16 protein-coding genes are annotated in these 21,544 nt (G+C 62.7%); 13 read left to right on the top strand and 3 right to left on the bottom strand.

The genetic code is table 11. The features are described from left to right. Positions 1–145: 145 nt before the first annotated feature. From cls to H6955_03435, 6 genes are all read left to right on the top strand, one after another. Positions 146–1,600 (top strand): cardiolipin synthase, encoded by a 1,455-nt coding sequence (cls, locus tag H6955_03460; protein ID MCP5312587.1) that lies wholly within the window; start codon positions 146–148, stop codon positions 1,598–1,600. Positions 1,601–1,958: 358 nt separating this feature from the next. Next, a complete protein-coding gene (locus tag H6955_03455) occupies positions 1,959–2,378 on the top strand; it encodes a DUF393 domain-containing protein (GenBank protein ID MCP5312586.1) in 420 nt (139 codons plus the stop codon). A gap of 97 nt (positions 2,379–2,475) precedes the next feature. Beyond that, positions 2,476–3,099 (top strand): hypothetical protein, encoded by a 624-nt coding sequence (locus H6955_03450; GenBank protein MCP5312585.1) that lies wholly within the window; start codon positions 2,476–2,478, stop codon positions 3,097–3,099. Positions 3,100–3,160: 61 nt separating this feature from the next. Further along, positions 3,161–3,991 carry a hypothetical protein gene (locus H6955_03445; GenBank protein MCP5312584.1) on the top strand — a complete coding sequence of 277 codons (831 nt, stop codon included), beginning with the start codon at positions 3,161–3,163 and terminating at the stop codon, positions 3,989–3,991. A 55-nt stretch (positions 3,992–4,046) separates the two neighbouring features. Next, positions 4,047–4,922 carry a hypothetical protein gene (locus H6955_03440; GenBank protein ID MCP5312583.1) on the top strand — a complete coding sequence of 292 codons (876 nt, stop codon included), beginning with the start codon at positions 4,047–4,049 and terminating at the stop codon, positions 4,920–4,922. A 26-nt stretch (positions 4,923–4,948) separates the two neighbouring features. Continuing rightward, on the top strand, positions 4,949–5,962 hold the full coding sequence (locus H6955_03435; GenBank protein MCP5312582.1) for a hypothetical protein: 1,014 nt from the start codon (positions 4,949–4,951) through the stop codon (positions 5,960–5,962). Positions 5,963–6,160: 198 nt separating this feature from the next. Here the strand turns inward: H6955_03435 and H6955_03430 are convergent, their stop codons facing one another. Continuing rightward, positions 6,161–6,937 carry a hypothetical protein gene (locus H6955_03430; protein ID MCP5312581.1) on the bottom strand — a complete coding sequence of 259 codons (777 nt, stop codon included), beginning with the start codon at positions 6,935–6,937 and terminating at the stop codon, positions 6,161–6,163. 1,158 nt (positions 6,938–8,095) lie between these two features. Here H6955_03430 and H6955_03425 point away from each other — a divergent pair. The 7 genes from H6955_03425 to H6955_03395 all read left to right on the top strand — a co-directional run bounded on the left by H6955_03425 (position 8,096) and on the right by H6955_03395 (position 18,780). Continuing rightward, positions 8,096–10,096 (top strand): hypothetical protein, encoded by a 2,001-nt coding sequence (locus H6955_03425; protein MCP5312580.1) that lies wholly within the window; start codon positions 8,096–8,098, stop codon positions 10,094–10,096. A 402-nt stretch (positions 10,097–10,498) separates the two neighbouring features. Beyond that, positions 10,499–12,424 (top strand): DUF3604 domain-containing protein, encoded by a 1,926-nt coding sequence (locus H6955_03420; GenBank protein ID MCP5312579.1) that lies wholly within the window; start codon positions 10,499–10,501, stop codon positions 12,422–12,424. A 181-nt stretch (positions 12,425–12,605) separates the two neighbouring features. Then, the gene (locus tag H6955_03415) at positions 12,606–13,568 is read left to right on the top strand and encodes a hypothetical protein (protein ID MCP5312578.1); all 963 of its coding nucleotides are present in this window, start codon (positions 12,606–12,608) and stop codon (positions 13,566–13,568) included. A 96-nt stretch (positions 13,569–13,664) separates the two neighbouring features. After that, the gene (locus H6955_03410) at positions 13,665–15,503 is read left to right on the top strand and encodes a DUF3604 domain-containing protein (protein MCP5312577.1); all 1,839 of its coding nucleotides are present in this window, start codon (positions 13,665–13,667) and stop codon (positions 15,501–15,503) included. 276 nt (positions 15,504–15,779) lie between these two features. Beyond that, positions 15,780–16,781, top strand: a complete 1,002-nt coding sequence (locus tag H6955_03405; protein MCP5312576.1) for a transporter — start codon at positions 15,780–15,782, stop codon at positions 16,779–16,781. Positions 16,782–16,879: 98 nt separating this feature from the next. Further along, positions 16,880–17,785, top strand: coding sequence for a peptidyl-prolyl cis-trans isomerase (locus H6955_03400; GenBank protein ID MCP5312575.1), 906 nt, complete (start codon positions 16,880–16,882; stop codon positions 17,783–17,785). Beyond that, a complete protein-coding gene (locus H6955_03395) occupies positions 17,785–18,780 on the top strand; it encodes a HupE/UreJ family protein (GenBank protein ID MCP5312574.1) in 996 nt (331 codons plus the stop codon). The genes H6955_03400 and H6955_03395 overlap by 1 nt, the downstream gene beginning before the upstream one ends. A gap of 38 nt (positions 18,781–18,818) precedes the next feature. On the opposite strand, the gene H6955_03390 is transcribed toward H6955_03395, so the two are convergent. Together H6955_03390 and H6955_03385 are read right to left on the bottom strand one after the other, a co-directional pair. Beyond that, complete coding sequence (locus tag H6955_03390) at positions 18,819–19,298, bottom strand: cyclic nucleotide-binding domain-containing protein (GenBank protein MCP5312573.1); 480 nt, start codon at positions 19,296–19,298, stop codon at positions 18,819–18,821. Positions 19,299–19,423: 125 nt separating this feature from the next. Then, positions 19,424–21,469 carry an elongation factor G gene (locus tag H6955_03385; protein ID MCP5312572.1) on the bottom strand — a complete coding sequence of 682 codons (2,046 nt, stop codon included), beginning with the start codon at positions 21,467–21,469 and terminating at the stop codon, positions 19,424–19,426. Positions 21,470–21,544: the final 75 nt, after the last annotated feature.

The raw sequence follows: 21,544 nt of genomic DNA, 5'->3' as shown, positions 1-21,544 counted from the left end.
CCGATCACTCGCCCCACACCGGCGGCCCGCCGCAGACGCCCAAGTGCGTCGCGCAACGCGTTGCGACCGCCATTGTGGTCGGTCTCGTGTGCCGAAGGATGCCGATCCTGCCGGCGTCTGCGCAACGGCGTGGAACCTGCAGCGCATGACGGACTCGGCGTGGTTCGCGGTGTTGGCCGTGTCGCTGCACGTCCTGCTGCAGGTGGGGCTGGCGGTGCGCGTCATACTGCACCCGCACCGCGATCCCGCATCGCGTATCGCCTGGCTGGCAGTGATCTTTGCGATGCCGGTGGCGGGGCTGGTGATCTACACGCTGTTCGGCGAGGTGAACATCGGCCGGCTGCGGGTCGAGCGCCGACGCAGACTGCGTGAGCGCATGCCGGATCTGCCCGGGGTGCGAAGCCGGGACCTGGAGACGTTGGCACTGCCATTGGCGGAACATCATGCCCACCTGTTCCGCGTAGGCTGGTCGATCAGCTGCTTCGTGCCGGTCGGGGGCAACCGCGGCACGCTGATGTCCGATTCGAACGCGACCATCGACGCGATGGTGGGGGATATCGATGCCGCGCAGCAGCATGTCCACCTGCTGTTCTACATCTGGTTGCCGGACAACAACGGCCTGAAGGTCGTCGAGGCCCTGTGTCGCGCGGCGCGGCGCGGCGTCGTCTGCCGGGCGATGGCGGACGACCTGGGCTCGCGCACGATGATTCGATCGCGGCACTGGGAAGCGATGCGCGACGCGGGCGTGCGCCTCGCCAGTGCGCTGCCGATCGGCAACCCGCTGTTGAGGCCTTTCAAGGGACGGATCGATCTGCGCAATCACCGCAAGATCGTGGTGATCGACGACTGGGTCACGTATTGCGGCAGCCAGAACTGTGCCGACCCGGAGTTTCTGGTCAAGGCCAAGTACGCCCCGTGGGTAGACGCGGTGATTCGCTTCGAGGGGCCGATCGCGCGGCAAAACCAGTTCCTGTTTGCCGGTGACTGGATGGCCCACGTGGACGAGGATCTCGATGGGCTGCTGCTCCAGCCGGTAAGGGAGCACCCGGACGGCTTTACGGCGCAGGCGATGGGTACGGGTCCAACGGTACGTTACTCGGCGATGCCCGAGATGTTCGAGTCGCTGATCTACAACGCCCGCCGCGAGTTGACCATCACCACGCCGTACTATGTGCCCAACAACTCGATGCAGGCAGCCTTGTGCAGCTGTGCCCGGCGCGGCGTCGCAACGACGTTGATCTTTCCGGCGCGCAACGACTCGCGGATCGTCGCGGCTGCCAGTCGAAGTTACTACAGCGAGCTGTTGGCCGCCGGGGTAAAGATCTACGAATACGCCGGAGGACTGCTGCACAGCAAGTTGCTGACCCTGGACGGTGAGATGACGCTGATCGGTTCCGCGAACATGGACAGGCGCAGCTTCGACCTCAATTACGAGAACAACATTCTGTTCTGCGATTCGGACCTCACCGGTCAGGTACGCCGGCGGCAGCAGCAATACGTGGCCGGTTCGCTTGAGGTATCGGCGCAGGCGGTCGGCGCCTGGCATTGGCCGCGTCGCCTGCTGAACAATGCGGTAGCCATGTTGGGCCCGGTATTGTAATAGAGGTGCGCAGACCGGCCCGGTTAGGCGGCCGGCACGGTCTGCGGGGCAACCCAGGTCGCGAAGTGGCTGATGCTGCTGTTGGGCATACTGCGAATGCAGCATGCGTGGTGCTGCAAGTGAAAGAAAATGCCTTCCATATCTTCAATACTCTCGACTACACGATGGGCGCCTGTGTAGCACGGTTGCGTAGGGCGACCTTGGTCATTGGGTTCGGAGCGGCAGCGAGCATTACTGCGCCGTCGCGCCTTGCTTCGGTGGCTTGTTCAGGTAGCGCGCGGCCGACAGCGCGCTTCTTGAATAATCCAAGCCGGGCCACTTTAATCATGCAAAGGACCCCCAAAGCCGGTTGGCGCGCATGATCGATCCGCCTGAGTCCGCAGAGATCCTCCTCATCTACGACAAAGAGTGTCCAGCCTGTCGCAACTATGCCCGAATGGTGCGGATTCGCAGCCGACTCGGTCGGTTGCAGACCATCGATGCCCGCGAGGACAGTGCCGCAAAGGAATGGGTCAACGAGCGTGGACTGGATCTGGACCAGGGTATGGTCGTGGTGATCGGGGACAATTTTTATCACGGCGCGGATGCGATGCATGTGCTGGCGCTGATGAGTAGTCGTTCCGACACCTGGAACCGAATCAACTACCGGACTTTCCGATCGCGTCGGCGCTCGCGATGGCTGTATCCGATATTGCGGTCTCTGCGTAATACGCTGTTGCGGGTGCTTCGCGTGCGCAAGATCAACAATCTCGGGATTGCCGGCAACGACCGCTTCTGATGCGGTCCGCGCGAATGAACAGGGTGCTGAACGGTTTTCTGCCTGACGGGGGCGACAACAGTAATGCAACACGAACGGGCCAGTCGGGAAACAGATCATGAAACAGTTCGACCGGACGGTACGTGATCGCATGCTCGTCGCACTCGTCCCCGTGCTGCTGAGTGCGGTGGCCGCCGTGCAGATTTACCTTGTGGACCGGAATGATCTGTCGCGCTGGAAAGGTGGTGGATTCGGAATGTTCACGACGGTCGATTCACCAAGTGCGCGCTTTCTGCGCATCTACCTGTCGACCAGCGATGGCGAAATCCCGGTCATGGTGCCGCGTGACCTGGCAAAGCTGTCGCACAAGGCACGGGTGATGCCAACGGCCGAGCGGATCACGGTACTTGCACAGCGGTTGCAGGCCGGCACCTGGATACCGCTCACGATGGTATCTGCATCGCAGCATTACCTGGATCTGCTGAAATCGTCCGGCCCCGGATACGATCAATCGGCGGACGATATCAGCTATCAGGCGGCTTCCGGCGTTCCGCACCTGGACTTCGATGAGCTGCAGCTCGTCCGCATGCTCGAAGAAGACGAGCCGATACCGCAGGATACGCCATTGGAGGTCAGCGGCGTACGCGTCGAGGTGTGGCGCTATCGCTTCGATCGCGAAGAGCTCGTGTTGCGTGCAGAAAAGATTGCGCAGGCGTTTTCGCGGGGTCAGACCGGTGGATGAAAGGATCAGCCGCCGAACGACACAAGCGTGGCACCTAGGTTTGCGCGACGCCGTCGGCGAGATGAGTCGACTGGACTTGGCGCTCCTGTTGACGCTGTTGTTGCTGGTGTTTTATCCGCCGCAATACGTCTACGTAAGTCTGCCATTGTCGGTAATGGCGATCTGCGCCTTGGTCGTGCCGGCCCTGCGCTACCGTCCAGGATTCTGGCTGTTCGCAGCGACCCTGGTCGGGATTGTCAGTGTCGTGAACTGGCATACGACCGACAATCACAAATATCTGCTTGCCTACTGGTGCCTGGCGATCTGTTGCAGCCTCGCGACCCGCGACCCCGAACGGTCCCTGCAGACCGTGGCCCGTTGGCTGATAGTCGGCGTCATTTCGATCGCGGTGTTGCAGAAGTCACTGTCCGACGACTACCTGTCTACGGATTTCTTTTACTTCGAGCTGCTGTTCGACCGGCGTTTCTCAGGGTTGGCGCAGTATGTCGGCGGTATCCAGGAGTTCGTCAGCGATCTCAATGCATCGGCCAGGCGTGCACTGGTCAACTACGACAGTGTGCTCACCAGCGTGAAACTGGCGAGTAGTGGTCAACTGCACGACCTCGCAAGATTCGTGACATGGTGGAACTACCTCGTGCAGTGCGCGATCGCGATTGCGTTCGTCGCGCCGTCCAACAGCCGGCCGGCCGCCTGGCGGCACCCGCTGCTCTTGTTGTTCATTTTCTCAACCTATCTGTTCGCACCGGTCATCGGATTCGGTTGGGTACTGATCATCCTCGGCATTGCCCAGCTCGAACGGACTGCAGTCACGACCCGCCTGCTGTATCTGTTCGCCTTCGTGCTTTTGCAGGTCTACAAATACCCGTGGTCGACGTTGTTCCCTGGCAGTTGAACGCTCGCTGACGACGCGTTTCGATAACGCATGGCAGGCGTCCCGGCACCCTGAATTGACAAGCCCACAACGCGGGACTAGCTTTTCTGATTACAGCCCCGATGTTCATGTAGGTACAGGGCAGGTCAACAGCGCTGACGGCTGGGGAGACCGGCACATGACAGGGAGAGACAGGTGCAGTAATCGCGGGTTGGCGCCCGTCGTCCGTTCCCTGGTCGATCCCGGCCGGTCTTTTTCAGTGCGTATTGCGCATCTGTCACGCCTGTGCGGCGCACTGTTGGCAGTAGCGCTTTTGTCCGGCTGCGACAAAGCGCCCGATGCCGATGGGCAAGTTGACGTCGATATCACGCCGAGGCCCGGACTTGTGTTTCCCGACACAGATGCGGGCCGTGCCGTCGCCAGCCATCTTGAAACCATGCTCGCTATCGGCCCCGACGCCGAGAACAACTACCAGGCATCGTTGCAGGCATTGCGCGAAAAGCCTGGAGAAAGCGTAACGGCCATCGTCGAGACGTACGAGGAAGCGGACAAGGCGTTGTACTTCGAGCGAGCGATTCTGGTCGAAACACTCGCCGAATTGCGCGTCGCACAAGCGCGTGACCCGCTGCTGCGGATCACCAATGCGAAGCTTCCGGAACGTCAACCGCTACCGGACGATACCTACGGCCCCATCCAGCAGGAGACGATCGTCCGCATGACCGCAATTCGCGGGCTTGGAAACCTCGCATTCGAAGACGATGTTGCAGCACGGCGACTCGGGGTGCTTGCAGAACACCGCGAGATACCGCTGCGTGAGCAGGCGAGGCAGTCGCTCGCTGAGGTCATCGTCCGTGAGCGCGAAAAAGTGCGGCTGAAATGGCTCGTGGAGATCTTCCCTGGCGATTACCGTGATTGGCTGGTATTGACGGGTGTCGCGCCACCGGCGCCTTGATCCGTTTGCCTGCGAGGGGAATGCGAATGAAGCAATCACTCCAGATACTCGCCGGATTCGCACTGATGTTCAGCGTCCCGCTCGCGTGCGCTGATTTCGAGGAGGAGTGCGTCGAGGAAAGCTGCGACAACGAGGAATCGGAAGAGCTGCACGAAAGCTACGAAAGCGAGTGCTTCGAAGAGAACTGCAATGTCGAGGAAGTACGCGAGATCGCCGGACGCCGCGGCAACATCAATGCGATGCTGAACGATTTTCAGGCACGTGGCTTCCGGATCAATGCCTGTCACCGGGTCGGTGCCTGCTCACCGTCGCCTGGCAACAACACGACCAGCTTCGATACGTTCTTCGATGCATTCTGCAACCAGTCGTCGATCAACCAGCATTGGAATGACTTCGACATGGAACGTGATGACTGGGATGGCGGTTTCGGCTACAACGCGCCATGCAATGAAAACCTGCCGCTGGGACGCACCTTCAATGCGCTGAACCTCCTGGACTTTTTCGGAACCTCGAAACCAAGTGGCAGCAACAACTGGTTGCCGTATTTTTACGACTACGCCGCCGACACCGACGAACTGCTCGGCCGCTGCGGATCCGGTTGTCCCGGCTTCTGTCCCGGCTGTGGGCAGCAAACCTTTGCGACGCATTTCGATGGTATCGACGAATACATCGAACTCTATTGGCCGTTTTTCTATAACCAGAACGTGTTCCAGCGAGCCGGTACGATCGTCCACGAAGCGCGCCACGACGACAAGGGGCACGACGGCGGTACCGCGTGTGGCAATGGGGGCTCCTGCGATTCCACGTGGGGATACAACGGCGCGAATCGCTACCAGATTCTGTATCTGTGGTGGCTCAGTGCGTGTGCCGATAACGTCATGCCGGTCACGACCGGTTTCCGTAACCAGATCGTGACCTCGGCAAACAATCTGTGGAACACGTTCAACACCCGTCCCACCCGGGCCCAGGTGTTCGGTGCCGGCGTTTCGAACCCGAGTGCGCCCGCGCTGGTGCCGGCGGCCTCGGCCTGCCCACCTTGATTGCCACGAAGGTCGTTTCGCAGCCACAGTCGAGGCGTTGGGGGCTGCCCCGCTTTGCCCTTATGGCTCTCGCTAAAAGTGTGGACAGGCAATGTGCGTACAACGGGGAAGTCGGCATTACTGATGCGTCATGGTGATTCAAGACATCGCGCATGCCGGCGGCACCTGGTCGTGAGCGCCTGCGTCTGAACGCTGTCATCAATGGATGGAGTACTGTTCGATCTCGCGCAGTCGCGGCGCATGTCTGACTTCTATCTCGCGCAATGCGCGCTTGAAATGTCCGCGCAGAGACTTCTTCAGGTGGCTCTGTACGTGTTTTGCCGAAAGACGCTTGAGGGCCGCGAATATGGCCAGCGCGTAGGTGATGTCGTGTTGCGACACGAACGCCTGGCGTCGCACCACCGGACCACCACAACAGCCTCCCTGTGGCAGAACCAGGGCGGTGTTCGCGAACATCAGGCCGAACCCCAGGAATACCGCGAGTATCTCGGTCACCTGTGGCCAGTTTTCGACGCCACCCGGTGGCGGTTCTTTGGCCGACGTGCCCAGGTAGTGGGCCAAGGTGTGGGCGAATACCGCGATCATCGCCTCGGGATTGTTCAGATGGCTGGCGTCGTAGCTGATTGTCAGACTGGCCGGAGACGCAGCGGCCGCTACCGCGCGTGAACCGCGTGCACCTGCGACCACCCGCACTTCGGCGGCCGGTTCCAGTACGCAGCTGTCCGGCGGCAACAGTTTCAGTGGCCAATGCGCCATGCCCGCATAGGAAACCACCCGATCGAAGATCAGGCTTGCCATTTCGTCGGGACTGTTCGCCCGACCCGGAAAATGCTCATTGGAGGGCGTGACCAGCACGGTTTCATCGTGGAACATCGCGGCGTCGAAGTTGCGCAATGCCCACGCGAAGACGTCCAGCATCCATTCGGCATAGCTCTCGTCCAACAGTGGCCCACGATCGAGCAACCCAAAAATCATCAACCCTTACCTCTTCTGACCCTGTTTTGCCTGGCAACCCGGCCTCCGATGAGCCGGTCACCTCGACCCGGCGGCGTGGCCGGTCCCGCGGGCAGTTGGCTGAAAAAGAGATCGCACAACGATCCGACGGACTGCATGGCGGGATTATGAGGGTGTGGGCGGGGATTGCCTATCGTGCACGGTGGCGGTTGGCCACGAGGTCGACATTGAGGGAAGCGTGAATGACCAGTGTTGCCCACCTGACTTTCCCCATGAGCTGCCGTGGCGACGATCGTCGGACGACGCAACCGTAGGGCGCTCATCGACGGGTTGCGATCCTTCCCCTGGTGTACCCGGAGGGTTGTCTGGGATGGTGTGACTTGGATCCGTCGTGATCTGGGCGATTGAATGTGGTTCATGGACGGACACCGGTCCCTGGATGTGTGGCGAAGGATTTTTCGACGGCTTTTGGACGATTGCAGTTGTTGCGACGTCGTCTATATTCAATACAGGCACTAAGGGATTAGGAGGTGACCAATGTTGCGTAGTTGGTCTGGTGGATCTGCCTTCGACAAGGGATGTTGCTCGGTGTGTCACTCACTCTCCTGATCATCCCGGTGCCTGGCGCTCCATCGGATCCGCCCCCGCGTTAACCCAAAACACTACCCGTTCTGTCGCTGCGTTTCCGTTGAACCATCAACGGTAACGGTTTGTTCACGCTGTGGTTCGGTGCGAACGGGAGAATCCGTCGATCGATGAGAGCAGAGCGCGAGATCGACTATCTGCGCAACCGTAAAGCCGTGTTGTGGCGAAAGTTGCAACGGTCACTCCTGGGGCGAGGGTCCGTAACGCAACCTGTTCGTTCGCTGCGGTCCGAATGGATGCGACGTTCAGCGTCGCGATGCCAACTGGACCACCGGGTTGGAGTTTGGGGGAAACGGGGTTCGTGTACATGTCTTTCTCTGTGACAGTACGGTCGAGGAGAAAAGCAGGCGCTGATTGGCTTGGATGAAGATGGCGCATGCCCGGTTGTCGCAGATGCGTGTGAAGGAGTGAGAGAACACCCAGTCAAAGCTTGATCAACAAATAAGAAGACTTTCGTTTTTTTCAGTGATTCGAGTCGTTGCGCGTATCGACAGCGGTGCGATCAACAACTCCCAAGACATAGAGGACGTAGCGATGAAAAAGCGATTGTTTCTTACTGCGAAAAGGGCGCTATTGCTTGTTGCACTCTGCGCCGCACCCGTTCTGAGCTTCGCACAGGCTCCGCTGTGCCAAGGTCTCGTCTTTTCAACGGAAGAGGACTTTCTTACCAGAGGGCCCGTTCCACCGGACGGAAACCCGATCATCTCGGATGGGGACCTGTTGGCTAGGGCGATCCCCGGTGGTGGTGTCTCGGTATGTGCCAGGAACAGTGATCTGCTGCGTGCATTTGATGTCCGACTCGATCTCGGGCTCGATGCCGTCGATGTTGTGCTTGCCGAAAAGCATCTGATCGCGTTCTCTACGGAACTGGACGACGAAAAAGGCCGTTTCACCGCCGGTGACTTGTTGGCGACAAACGGTGCCATCCTGCCAAATGTCGCGCTTCTGGCCCAGTTTCAAACACCAAAACCCCAGGATTTCGGCCTGGACGCCGTGCACTTTGTCGGTGACCAGGAGGCGATCGTTCGATTGTTGATGTTGATCCAGGAAAAAGGGCGTGAGTTCTGGGTCGAAAATCCGCAGGCATTGCCCAAGATACTCGACGAAATGCAACTGGACATCTGGTTCTCGACCGAGGGGACGGCGTACTCGCCCAAGCTGCCTTTCCTCGATGGGGACCTGCTGTCCGCCAGGACGGGGACCATTGTCGCAAGGAATTCGATTTTGTTGCCTGTGTCCGTGCCGGCCGGCGTTCCGAATCGCGGAGTGGACTTTGGCCTGGACGCCGTCAGTGCAGATCGTCACGGCAACCGACGCTCGATTCATTTCTCAACGGAGATCCTGTTCGAAGGCAAGCCGGTTTTCAGCGATGGCGATGTCTTGCGCCTGGGGAACGGTGTCGTGATCAAACATCCTGACCTGGTGACCGCACTGGAACCGGCCGCGCGCTTTTTGGGCCTCGATGCGCTCCACTTCGTAGCGACTGAACCGCCTGTCGATCCGAATGTTCAGACGCTGTGCGGCGACCGGGCCGTCGTCGACTTCAATGGCGGATTGGCCCCGATCAACGGCCCGGGAACTGGGCTCTATCGGGCCGATTCGGCAGCATCACCGCCCGGTTCACTGCCAAGAAGGCCGTGTGGCCAGTTCGTACCCGTCGATGGATTTTTGCCAGACAGTGGTGTGAAGCGTTTCCGGATTGCCTACCGACCCGCCGGAGATGGCTTTCCGGGTACAGGCGTTTCTCCGGGGGTCAGGACGAACTGGACACTATACGAATGGAATCCGTGGTTGATGGCCTGCCAGGCGACCGGTTCCCTGGGTACCGATGCCGACGGCTGGATGGATGCGGCCTCCTACCTGGGGGCAAAGGATGGAACCCTCACTGGTTGTGCCAATTCGGGATTGCGTCTCGCGGTCTGGGATACCAACAATGCCCTCGGCCTTGGATGGTCGCCACCGGATAAGGACGGCCATTACGTATTGTGGCTGGAATGGGAAGATATGGGCGGAGCACTGAATCGGGAGCCGTTGGAGCATCACCTGCAACTCGACAACACACTGCCGGTGATCGCCGGTTATCCCGATGGGCTGCAGGTGCTCACGAAGGACGGTTTGTTACCCGTACCCGCCTGTGGAGAAGCCCCGAAAGGGGAGACCGAGTTTCAGGTTTATGGTCAGTTTTCCGACCAGTACTATTGGAACTATCGACTGGTGCTCAAAGGCGGTCTGCCACCAACGAGTGTTGGTTATGGCCCGCACAACTACTACGATCCGGATGACGGCACACCGCCGATCAAGAACACCGATGACACCGGGACCACCCCCGATCTGACGACTGTGCATCTGCGAGACATCGACATGCTGGATCTTGGTAAATCGTTCCAGGATTGCTGCTATGTCCTCGATCTGTGGGTGCGCGATGCGGCAATTCGCCACAGCTTCAATGGACGCGTGGCCAATGACAACAGCGGTTCGCTGGCGTGGCAGGCCAATGCCTTCGTGACCTTCGCAGCGGCACCGGCGTCACCCTAGAGTGCCGGCAGCCCCCTGGGGCTACCTGGGGGGCTGCCCGTGAATGTTGGCGAATGGCAAACCGGACTTGGTGCAATTCCGGACTTGCGGGAAAGTCGATGCAACCGGCGAACGCCTAAAGCGTCTGTTCGTCTTCCGCGATGACCGCAGACGACAGTGATATGTCTCAAACTCAAGCTGTGCAGTGTCGCTCGCGTCGCCCTTGTGCCGGCCGTGGAGGCGGCACAGAATACGCGCGCGGCTTGCAGCAATCCCGAGAGACTGGTTCGCGTGCACGCGACGCGGCGGCAGGGCAGGGAAAGTCGCTCGCCGGGCCGGCGGCGTCGTTGCAGCGGCAGGTGCGGCCGCGCGGTATGGATGACCTGGTTCGTGCGCGTTGCCACGCAACAGGAGGAGAGAGGCATGGTTCGATCGAGTTCCCTCGGGGTGGCTGCGCTGTTGCTGTTGGGAGGCGCGCCGGCGATCGCAATGGATGATGCAGGGATCAGCGCCGAGGCACTGAGGGGCCGGCCGTACTCGCCCTATGCCGACCGGGCCTTCCCCACGGACGCCTTTTTCGGCGATACCCATGTCCATACCCGCATCTCGGCCGACGCGGCCGGCGGTGGCACGACGCTGGGCCCGCGTGACGCCTACCGCCTCGCGCGCGGTGAACAGATCACCTCCAATACCGGTCAGCCGGTCAAGCTGCGCCAGCCGCTCGATTTCTACATGATCACCGATCATACCGACGGCATGGGGGCGATCACCGACATCATCAACGGGACACCGGAGATCCTGGCCGACCCGGTCGGCAGGGAATTCCACGAGGCGTTCAACAAGGGCGGCCAGGCGGCCGCGGACGCGGCCTTCAAGCTGACCGGGATGTTCTCCCAGGGCAAGGTCCCGGCGGTGATGAACTACCAGCCGGGCAACCCCGCCTACCGCCGCGTCTGGGACGAGCTGATCCAGGCCGCCGAGGAATTCAATGAACCGCACCGTTTCACGACGTTCATCGCGTTCGAGTGGACCTCCCTGGTCAAGGGCAACAACCTGCACCGCAACGTGATCTTCCGCGACGGCCCTGCGCGTACCGGCCAGATCGAACCCTATACGACCACGCCACCGATCGGCAGCCCGGATCCGCGCGATCTGTGGAAGTGGATGGCGAACTACGAAGCAAAGACCGGCGGTCGTGTGCTCGCGATCCCGCACAACGGCAACTTGTCGAACGGGATGATGTTTGCGCTGCAGGACGACTTCGACGGCGGCAAGGCGCTGGACCGCGCCTACGCCGAGGCGCGCCAGAAATGGGAGCGCCTTTATGAGGCCACGCAGGTCAAAGGGGATGGCGAGGCGCACCCGCTGTTGTCTCCGGAGGACGAGTTCGCCGACTTCGAGACCTGGGATATGGGCAACCTCGACCTGAGCGTCAAGAAGACGCCGGAGATGCTGCCGGGAGAGTACGTCCGCTCCGGGCTGCAGCGTGGCCTGCTGTTGGAAAAGCAACTCGGTGTCAATCCGTTCAAGTTCGGGCTCGTGGGCGCCAGCGACAATCACGTCGGTATGACCACGCCTGACAACGACAACTACTTCGGCAAGTTCACGCAGTACGAACCGAATCCGCACCGCGCCAACCATCTCTCCAAACAGAACGAGGACAACGGTGCCAGGTTGTACAGCTGGCAGTACATCACCTCCGGACTCACCGCGGTGTGGGCGAACGAGAATACGCGTGAGGCGATCTTCGATGCCATGGCGCGACGTGAGGCCTACGCGACCACCGGACCGCGCATCCGCGTGCGCTTTTTCGGTGGATTCGAGTTCAGCCAGGACGATGCTCTGCGCCGCGACCTGGCGCTGATCGGTTATACCAAGGGTGTGCCGATGGGCAGCGACCTGCAGGCCGCGCCGGCCGGAAAGGCGCCCAGCTTCCTCGTGTACGCACTGCGCGATCCCTTGGGCGCGAACCTCGACCGGGTGCAGATCATCAAGGGCTGGCTCGATGCCGCAGGCGAGCCACAGGAAAAGGTCTACGACGTTGCGTGGTCGGGCGATCGCCGCCCAGGGGCGAACGGCAAGCTGCCGCCGGTCGGCGATACCGTTGACCTGTCGATCCCAAGCTGGACCAACACCATCGGCGCGCCGGAACTGGGCGCGGTGTGGACCGACCCGGACTTCGATCTTGGCCTGAAGGCGTTCTACTATGCGCGGGTGATCGAGATCCCGACGCCGCGCTGGACCGCCTATGACCGCGTGAAGTTCAAGCTCGATCTGCCCAGCGAGATACCGCTCAAGGCCCAGGAGCGCGCCTACACGTCGCCGATCTGGTATTCGCCGGCCATGTAGTCCTGCGCTGGCGGCGGGATGGCGCCGGGTCAGGTCCGCCGCGCTGTCTGGATTCATGGGCCGGGCCCGACAGACATCCGGTGAAACGGCCGGCCGCGTTGCCAGCGGCGACGTTGCGGATACGGCGCCCTATCGTCAGCGGATAGAATTGCCTGAGGGGGCGCGCTTGCAGGGTCGCTCGATGATCGGGAAAGTGCTGTTGTCACGGGGTGTCCGCCGGTTGATGGCGGTCGTTTGTCTGCACGCGCTGTACCCACCGTTGGCCACTGCCGGCGTGCTCGAAGACTGGATCCGCGGCTTCGCCGAGAGTGAGATCGTCTTTGCGCGGTCCAGTTCCAAGGTCCCGTTTCAACCGCTCGCGTACCTCGACGTGAGCTTCTACAACGATTCGGAGATCCGGCGCCCGGACGCGAAGTCGCTGTCGTTCGACCAGACGACCGTATCGCAGGGTGCGGTGGCACCCTTCCTGCTCGGTCCGCGCGACGTGGTGTTTGTCGGCGAGTGGCTGGGCTGGTCGCATTTCGATGCGCGCAACGATGCGTTCCAGTCGTTCGAGGTGCTCTCGGTCGGCGTGCCGGTCGGTTGGCTGCGCCAGGTCGACGATCGCTGGCAGGCCGCGGCATTCGTGATGCCGCTGGGGCACCGTGCGAATCTCGGCGACGCACCCTGGAGTTGGGAGACCCTCGGCGGCGCGTTCGCGCGCTTAGCCCAGACCGATCAACTATGGTGGGTATTCGGTGCCTACTTCGACGTCGGTCACGGCGAGGATACCTACCTGCCATATCTCGGCGCTGCCTGGGAGCTGAGCGACCAATGGACGCTGAGCGCGATCCTGCCGTGGCCGGCGATCCTGTATGCGCCGGACAGGGACACCCTGTTCCGTTTCGGCGCCGCGCCGTCCGGGGCCTCGTGGTCGTTGAGGTCGGGCAACGAGCGGGTCTCGTTCACGCTCGACAGCTGGGACCTGGGCCTGTCGGCCGAGCGCCGGATCCACGGCAACCTCTGGCTGATGGCCGAGGCCGGGGTCGGCGGGTTGCGCGGCCTGCGGGTCACCGAGGGCGAGTGGCACGAGCCCGAGATCGACCTGGGCGCGAGTCCGTATGTGAGCATTGGGATAAACTTCCGCCCAACTTTGCCTCGATGAACAGATCGACAGGATGTGATTCGATCCAGCACGGCCGGTCGTGACGCGACGCGACTACGGATGTGGGCACGACATCAGCAAACGAGGAGTCAGATCATGGGTAAGTGTTCAGTGACAGGGAAAGTCGTCGGCCTTGCGATCGTCTCGCTCACGGCGACGGCCGCGGTGCAGTCGGCCGACGCCGGCGACGGCAAGCCTGCGCACGATGCCCTGCGCAATGCCTACTTCGGCGAGACGCACATGCACACGGCGTTCTCGCTCGATGCATACATCGGCGGCACCCGGTTGATGCCGGCGGACAGCCTCCGGTATGCGAAAGGTGAGGCGGTCAAGTTGCCCGACGGCAGCATCGCGCAACATAAGCGCCCGCTGGACTTCGCGGCGGTCACCGACCATGCGGAGTACATCGGCGAGATGTACTCGACCATGTATGCCGATGCCCCCGGCCATGACAACGAAGACCTGAAGACACTCCGCGGCCTGACGGACATAGAACAGCGCCAGCAATGGTTCTTCAAGTACGTGATCTCGTCGAACCGGTCATCGACGCCGCAGCATCCTCCGTTCTATGCCGGTCAGACAACGACACGGAGTGCCTGGGACGTGATTGTCAAAGCGGCCAACGAGGCGAACGAACCTGGCAAGTTCACCGCGATCGTCGGCTTCGAGTGGTCGGCGGCACCCAACGGTGCCAACCTGCATCGCAACGTACTGTTCCGCGACAGCAACGTGCCGAAGACGGTGCCGGGCTACATCGAGATCAACCAGGAAGAGAACCTGTGGAAATGGATGGCCGAACAGGAGGCCGAAGGGCGCCACCTGCTGGCGATCCCGCACAATTCGAATGCATCGAAAGGCCGCATGTTCCCCGACACCGACAGTTTCGGGAACCCGGTCGATCTCGACTATGCGCAGATGCGCCAGCATTTCGAACCGCTGATCGAGATGATGCAGGTGAAGGGCAATTCCGAGGTGCATCGCAAGTTCTGGGCCGCCGACGAGTTCGCCGGTTTCGAGAATGCCGACTCCATCCAGAAGAACTCCGGACGCAAGTTCCACAAGTACGATTTCGTGCGCGCCGGCCTGGAGCGGGGCATCGCGATGGAGGCCGAGCTCGGTGTCAACCCGTTCAAGTACGGCTTCATGGGTGGTACCGACAATCATAACGGCCTGATGTCGGCCGTGGCCGAAGACGGCTTCGTCGGTGCACACGGCCCGGAAGACGGCTCGGTCGAGCGCCGTCGCAGCGGTGACGTGTTGGGTTGGATCGATGGCAAGGACCTGTCGATCGGCTCCCTGGGCGCGGTGTGGGCGACCGCGAACACCCGCGAGGCGATCTTCGACGCGATGAAGCGCCGCGAGACCTTCGCCACCTCGGGCCCGCGCATCAAGCTGCGCATGTTCGGTGGCGTCGGTCTGAGCGACCCGAAGGATCCAGTGGCGATGGTCGAGGAAGGCTACCTGCTCGGCACCCAAATGGGCGGTGACCTCGCGCCGAACTCGATGCCGCCCACGTTTACGGTCTATGCAGAAAAAGACCCCCTGGGTGCCAACCTCGACCGCATCCAGATCATCAAGGGCTCGGTCGACATCCACGGCGCGATCAACGAGAAGATCGTCGACGTGGTCTGGGCCGGTGATCGTCGGATCGATTCGGCCACCGGCAAGCTGCCCGCGATCGGCAACACCGTCGATCTGAAGACCGCGCGATTCACCAACGATATCGGGGCACCGACGCTGCTGGGCAGTTGGACTGACCACGACTTCGACCCGGCCGAGGGCGCGTTCTACTACGCCCGCGCGATCGAGATCCCGACACCGCGCTGGAGCACCTACGACGCGGTTCGGAACAATCTCCCGCTGCTCGACGACGTGCCGGCGACCATCCAGGAACGCGCCTGGGGCTCGCCGATCTGGTACGCACCTGCGCAGTGAAGGTGACTCGCCGGACCGAAAGGCCGTTCCACGCCGCCGGGACCTCGTCGGTCGGGACGGCGGGGATCAGCGTCCAGGGAGCGATGGGTGAACACATCTGAGCGCCATCGTCGTGCACGGCCAGGACGGCTGACGTTGCCCTTCGGTGTCGGCCTGCTCGGTGACGTCGTTGCCCCGGTGGTGTCCGGTTTGCGGACGATCACGCTCGACTGGCGTGGAACGTCGATCTCACCGCGAAGTACTTGTTCCCACTTTGAACGGTTGCGTATTGGACCCATGAAGAGACTGAAGTCATCGCGTATAGCGGCGCCTTTGCGTTCGGCAATCCTGTCCACCTGGTGGATCGGCTGCGTCGCCGGGCTGCTTGCCGGGTCCACCGGTGCGTTCGCCGAGGAGGGCGGTTCGGGCCATTACCTGCCGGGCTCGTTCGCGTCGTTCATGGACGGCGTCGCGCCAAGCGAGACGCTGATTGCGCGTGTGAACGTGGTCCACTACAACGGCGACGTCGGTGTCGACCGGGCGCTGCCGATCGCCGGGATGACTGCGGCAGGCGCCGAGGCGAGATCGACCGCAGTCGGGTTCACCATGTTCTGGCGGCCGGAGTGGGGCGCGATCGGCGACAAATGGAGCTATGCGATGAGCGCGACCGTCCCGCTGGTCGACATCGAGGTGTCCGCGGACGTGACCGCGCGCGCCGGGACGGTCCGTCGCAGCGACCAGGAGCAGGGCCTCGGCGACATCATCCTGATGCCGCTGATGTTCAACTACGCCGTCAATCCGGATCTGAACATCAACGCCCGATTGACGCTGTATGCGCCGACCGGCGACTACGAGGTGGGCCGGCTCGCCAACACCGGGAAGAACTTCTGGTCGGTCGAGCCGACGGTCGCGCTGATGTATCTCGGCCAGAAGAATGGCCGCGAGGCATCGCTGTTCGCCGGCCTGACGATCAACGAGGAGAATCCGGACACCCATTACCGGTCGGGCAAGCAGCTGCATCTCGACGGGACCCTGGCCCAGCATTTTCCTTTCGCGGGTGGGTTGGCCGGTGTCGGCCTGACCGGTTACTACTACAAGCAGGTCACCGGCGACAGTGGGTCCGGGGCGACCTTCGGCGACTTCAAGGCCAAGACCGTCGGCGTCGGCCCGGCGATCTCATACATCCGCAAGCTGAACGGCAACGAACTGCTCGCCGAGCTGAAGTGGTTGCACGAGACCAGTACCCGGAACCGTCTCCAGGGCGACACGATCTTCCTGAAGGCGATGTTGAAGTTCTGACGGGTTGGTGTGCCACCAAGTCATCGCTCGGACCTGTATGCACCGATCGATGGTGCGCGTCGCTGTACCTGTGGCTGCCCTCATGATGGTAAGAAACGGTGAATGACGGAATCTTGAGATCCGCGCTGCGGGAGCCGTTGCTGCATTTCCTGGCGATCGGCGCGACGCTGTTTCTGCTCTACGGCTGGTTCGGTGACGCCCCGCCACCGACACGTGATCGCATCGTCGTCGACGAAGCACAGCTGCTACGCCTCGCGCAGCAGTTCGAACGCACCTGGCTGCGGCCGCCGACCCGCGACGAGCTGAGTGGCCTGGCCGAGGATTTCGTCAACGAGGAGATCCTCTATCGTGAGGCGCTGGCACTGGGCCTGGACAAGGATGACCTGGTGATCCGCCGGCGTATGCGCCAGAAGATGGAATTCCTGAATGCCGATCTGACCGCGCAGCAGGCGACCGATGCGGAACTCGCGGACTATCTGCGCACCCATCCCGAGCGCTTCCTGCGTCCGGCTCGCTACAGTTTCGAGCAGGTGTACTTCGACCCGCGCCGCACCGACGGCGACCTGTCGCAACGGGTCGCCGAGGTCCTCGGCCGCCTGCGGGCGGGGCAGCCACCGGCTGATCCGCAGGCAATGGGCGATCCGACGCTGTTGCCATCGATGCTGCATACAGCCAGTGCCGCGGAGATCGCCAACCATTTCGGTACTGAGTTCGCCGCCGCGCTCGAGCCTCTGACCGAGGGCACCTGGTCCGGACCCGTCCGGTCGGCCTTTGGCGAGCACCTGGTTCGGGTGTCGGCCAGGCAGGCCGCGCGGTTGCCGCCGCTAGACGAAGCGCGCAGCGAGGTTGAACGCGAGTGGGAAGGCGAGCGTCGTCGCCAGGCGGACGCGCTTTTCTATCAGCAGTTGCGCGAGCGTTATGCGGTGGAGATCCGCCTGCCGCCGGCTGCGTCCGCGGGTCCGGCACCGGCCCCCGAATCGATGCCCGTGGCGGTGCGTCCCTGATGCCGTATCGTGATCGTCTCGTCGCGTGGTTGCTACTGGCGCTGTGCGCGGGCCCGACGCTTGCACACGAGGTGCGCCCGGGTTTCCTGGAGCTGCGCGAACTCGATCAGCGCCACTTCGACATACTGTGGAAGGTGCCGGCGCGGGGTGACCGGCGCCTCGCGTTGTATGTCCGACTGCCCGACAATTGCCGCGCTGATGAACCGGCGACGCGGTTCGTCGGCAATGCCTACGTCGAACGCTGGCGCGCAGACTGTCAAGGCGGGCTGGCGGGCAGGCAGGTCGTGATCGACGGCCTGGAGGCGACCCGCACCGATGTACTGGCGCGCGTTCAGCGTCTGGACGGCGACAGCCAGACAACACGCCTGGCGCCCGACAACACGCGTTTCACGGTCAGTGGGAGCCCTTCGCTGACGGACCAGGTGAAGACCTACACCGGCATGGGCATCAAGCACATATTGCTCGGTGTCGATCACCTGCTGTTCGTGCTCGGCCTGCTGTGGATCGTGCGCGGTGTCTGGATGCTGGTGAAGACGATCACCGCGTTCACGGTGGCGCACAGCCTGACCCTGGCGGCGGCGACACTCGGTTGGATCGGTGTTCCGCCGCAACCGGTCGAGGCGTTGATCGCGCTCAGTATCGTGTTCGTCGCGGTCGAGGCGGTCAAGACGCGCCGCGGAGAGGGTGGTTTCGCAGCGCGCTATCCATGGCTGATCGCGTTCGCGTTCGGCCTGCTGCATGGTCTGGGGTTCGCGGCGGCACTGACGGCACTCGGCCTGCCCGCCGGCGAGATACCGATGGCCCTGCTGTTTTTCAATCTCGGCGTCGAATTCGGTCAGCTGGCGTTCGTGCTACTGGTGCTGTCCGTATTGCGCGCGATGCAGCGTCTGCACCTGCGCTGGCCACGTGGCAGCGAGGGTATCGCCGTGTACCTGGTCGGCGGTGTCGCCGCTTTCTGGTTCATCGACCGCAGCGTTGCGATGTTCGCTTTTTGAGTGGGGCGTGCGCGACGGGCGCCGGCGGACTGCCGAAATCAATGCGGTCGGCGTGCCGGCTTGCCGACATACTCGTAGGCGAACAGGCGCTTGTCGGCCTCGCTGAGGCGGCGGCAGACCTCGCGACCGAGATTCATGTGGATCAGTACGTATTGCTCCACATCGACGGCATACAGTTCACCGAGCTGCGCACTCGCGATACGGATCAGACCGCACGGCTCGTCGGCATAGACACTCGCACTGCGCGGCTTGCAGTCCATCAACGCCATCTCGCCGAAGCAGTCACCGGCACCGAGCTTGCGCAGCAGGTAGTCGCGTCCCTCCCAGTGTCGGAACACCGAGACCGTGCCGTGCTCGATCACGTAGATCGAGTTGTCGATATCACCCTCGCTGAAGATGCAGCTGCCGGCGGGTACCTCGCGGACCTCGGCGCCGTCCAACAGGTGCGTGATCACCGATTCCGACAAGCCGCCGAAGATCGCCATCTGTTGCAACAGCCGTACCCTGGAGGTCGCCATAGGTGTTTTCCATGTCGCGGGCGATCGACGGGCCCGATCACACAAGACTAGCACCGCGGTGGACAGTCGTTGTAGAGCCCGGGCGTGGCCGCGACACGGATCGCGCGTCAGGCGCGCCGTCGTGTTCAGTCGTCGTCGGCCCTTGGCCGGTACGCCGCGCACAGCTCACGCTGCAGTGCATCCGGGACCGCCTCGTACGCGGCGAGCTCGAGCGTGAAGGACGCACTGCCGCCGCTCATCGCCTTCAGGCGCTCCGGGTAGTCGTCGAGTTCGGCGAGCGGCGCCTGCGCGATCACGACGATCCGGCCATGTGGCAGGGCATGCGTACCCAACACCCGCCCGCGGTGACTGGCGAGATCCCCGGTGACGTTGCCCATGGCGTCCTGCGGTACCTGTATCTCGAGGTCGACGATCGGTTCCATCACCACCGGACGCGCGTCGCGTACGGCCGCGAGCAGTGCCTTGCGGCCGGCAGTCGCGAACGCGACTTCCTTGGAGTCGACTGGATGGTGTTTGCCATCGGTCACGACAACCCGCAGATCGACCAGCGGGTGACCGGACACCGCGCCACTCGCCAGCGCCTCGCGCACGCCTTTCTCGACCGCCGGGATCAGGCTGCCCGGGATGGCGCCGCCCACGACGGTCGACGTGAACTCGAACCCGGCCCCGCGCGGCAGGGGTTCGACCCGCAGCGTGACCTCGCCGAACTGGCCGGCGCCTCCGGTCTGTTTCTTGTGCCGGTACTGCGCCGTCGTGGCGCGGCTGATCGTCTCCCGATACGCGACCCGCGGCTTGCTCGTCACGAGTTCTATCCGACTGCGCGCCTGCAACTGGTCGAGCGCGGTGCGCAAGTGCAGCTCGGAAAGGCCGCGCAGCACGGTCTCGCGGGTCGTTTGATCGGCCTCGACGGCCAGGCATGGGTCTTCCTCGAGCAGCCGGTGCAGCGCCTCGGCGACGCGCTGTTCGTCCTGGGTACGGCTGGCGCGAATCGCCAGTCCGGCGACCGGCAACGGGTAACGCGATGGCTGCAGATGCAGGTAGTCCTCGTCATGCGAGTCGTGCAGGATCGCGTCGCGGTGGATCTCGTCGACCTTGCCGACCGCGCGGATGTCACCCGGAATACCGCTGTCGACCTCCGGATGCTCCTTGCCGAACAGTGTGAACAGGTGGCCGACCTTGAACGGTTTGCGGCCGTCGCCGATGTACAGCTGACTGTCCTTGGTCACGGTGCCCTGGTGCACGCGGAAGAGCGCCAGCTTGCCGACGAAGGGATCGAACAACACCTTGAATACATGTGCGACGACATGACGGCTCGGATCCGGGACGACCTCGTAGGGCCGGGCCGCCTCTCCCTCGCCGATCATGCACTGCGGTGGATTGCCCTCGGTCGGATTCGGTGCCAGCTTGGCGATTACGTCGAGCAGTTCCGGGACTCCCGCACCGGTCCGCGCCGAGACGAAACACACCGGGATCAGGTGACCCTCGCGTAGCGCCTGCTCGAACGGCTCGTGCAGTTGCTCGGGCGCCAGTTCCTCTCCCTGTTCGAGATACAGGGTCATCAGCGCCTCGTTGACTTCGACGACCTGATCGACCAGCGCCTGGTGCGCGGCAGCGACGCTCGAGAAGTCGCTGTCGCCGGCGGGATTGAAGAAGCAGTCGACCACCCGGTTCGCGTTGTCGGCCGGCAGGTTCAGCGGCAGGCACTCCTTGCCGAACAGGTCCTGCAGTTCCTGCAGCAGCCCGGGCAGATCGGTGTCATCGGCGTCGATGCGATTGACGATGATCAGTCGGCACAGGTTGCGTTCCGCGGCACGGCGCAGCATACGGCTGGTCTGTGCCTCGATGCCGGCACGTGCGTTGACCACCACCGCGGCCGTCTCGACCGCCGGCAGGACCGCGATCGATCGACCGAGATAGTCCGGCGAGCCCGGTGTGTCGAGCAGGTTTATCTGACATCCGGACCAGCTGAATGAGACCAGGGCGGCGTCCACGGAATGGCCGGCGTCGTGCTCGAGCGGATCGAAATCGCAGACGGTATTGCCTTTGGCGACATCGCCGGCCTGCGGAATCCGGCCGGCCGCTGCGAGCAACGCCTCTGCGAGCGTGGTCTTGCCAGAGGCCGCATGTCCGACCAGGGCGATATTGCGGATGTCTTCGGTAACATAGCTCATGGATTCGAATCCCTAATCAGGCGTCAGTGGCTGGGCAGCGCAAATCACGCATGGGTGCAAGGATAAGCGCATCGT

The organism is Chromatiaceae bacterium (genome assembly GCA_024235395.1).
GTDB lineage: Bacteria > Pseudomonadota > Gammaproteobacteria > Chromatiales > Chromatiaceae > Thiosocius.
The sequence above is the reverse complement of the archived record's forward strand: the minus strand, read 5'-3'. Positions and strand labels throughout refer to the sequence as shown.

Coding starts and splice junctions, on each gene's coding strand:
- cls (MCP5312587.1), top strand. CDS start 146: ATGACGGACTCGGCGTGGTTCGCGGTGTTGGCCGTGTCGCTGCACGTC.
- H6955_03455 (MCP5312586.1), top strand. CDS start 1,959: ATGATCGATCCGCCTGAGTCCGCAGAGATCCTCCTCATCTACGACAAA.
- H6955_03450 (MCP5312585.1), top strand. CDS start 2,476: ATGAAACAGTTCGACCGGACGGTACGTGATCGCATGCTCGTCGCACTC.
- H6955_03445 (MCP5312584.1), top strand. CDS start 3,161: ATGAGTCGACTGGACTTGGCGCTCCTGTTGACGCTGTTGTTGCTGGTG.
- H6955_03435 (MCP5312582.1), top strand. CDS start 4,949: ATGAAGCAATCACTCCAGATACTCGCCGGATTCGCACTGATGTTCAGC.
- H6955_03430 (MCP5312581.1), bottom strand. CDS start 6,937: ATGATTTTTGGGTTGCTCGATCGTGGGCCACTGTTGGACGAGAGCTAT.
- H6955_03425 (MCP5312580.1), top strand. CDS start 8,096: ATGAAAAAGCGATTGTTTCTTACTGCGAAAAGGGCGCTATTGCTTGTT.
- H6955_03420 (MCP5312579.1), top strand. CDS start 10,499: ATGGTTCGATCGAGTTCCCTCGGGGTGGCTGCGCTGTTGCTGTTGGGA.
- H6955_03415 (MCP5312578.1), top strand. CDS start 12,606: ATGATCGGGAAAGTGCTGTTGTCACGGGGTGTCCGCCGGTTGATGGCG.
- H6955_03410 (MCP5312577.1), top strand. CDS start 13,665: ATGGGTAAGTGTTCAGTGACAGGGAAAGTCGTCGGCCTTGCGATCGTC.
- H6955_03405 (MCP5312576.1), top strand. CDS start 15,780: ATGAAGAGACTGAAGTCATCGCGTATAGCGGCGCCTTTGCGTTCGGCA.
- H6955_03395 (MCP5312574.1), top strand. CDS start 17,785: ATGCCGTATCGTGATCGTCTCGTCGCGTGGTTGCTACTGGCGCTGTGC.
- H6955_03390 (MCP5312573.1), bottom strand. CDS start 19,298: ATGGCGACCTCCAGGGTACGGCTGTTGCAACAGATGGCGATCTTCGGC.
- H6955_03385 (MCP5312572.1), bottom strand. CDS start 21,469: ATGAGCTATGTTACCGAAGACATCCGCAATATCGCCCTGGTCGGACAT.